This is a genomic window from Bradyrhizobium sp. CCBAU 45321 (genome assembly GCF_028128975.1).
GTDB classification, from domain to species: Bacteria; Pseudomonadota; Alphaproteobacteria; order Rhizobiales; family Xanthobacteraceae; genus Bradyrhizobium; species Bradyrhizobium yuanmingense.
In genome coordinates, this window is sequence record NZ_LFKZ01000026.1 from 1 (window position 1) to 340 (window position 340).

The following is a 340-nucleotide window of genomic DNA, read 5'->3' on the forward strand; positions in this document are numbered from 1 at the left end:
AAACCTTAAGCGGCATGGACCAGGAGACACTGAAATGAGCAAGAAGACCCAGTCCGCTGAAGGCGCCATGGTCGAGTACGTCACCGCGATGATCGGCGGCCAGCTGTTCGGCCTGCCGATCTCCCGCGTCCAGGACGTGTTCATGCCCGAGCGCGTCACCCGCGTTCCCTTGGCCTCGCGCGAGATCGCCGGCGTGTTGAACCTGCGCGGCCGCATCGTCACCGTGGTCGACATGCGCTCGCGCCTCGGCCTGCCCAAGGACGAGGACGGCAAGACCGCGATGGCGGTCGGCGTCGACCTGCGCGGCGAATCCTATGGCCTCCTGATCGACCAGATCGGC

Annotated in this window: 1 protein-coding gene; it reads left to right on the forward strand. The window is 66.2% G+C overall.

Features of this window, described 5'->3' with window-relative positions; translation table 11 throughout:
* Positions 1-34: 34 nt before the first annotated feature.
* A partial coding sequence (locus ACM43_RS09495) for a chemotaxis protein CheW (RefSeq protein WP_271539840.1) occupies positions 35-340 on the forward strand: 306 nt, incomplete at its 3' end.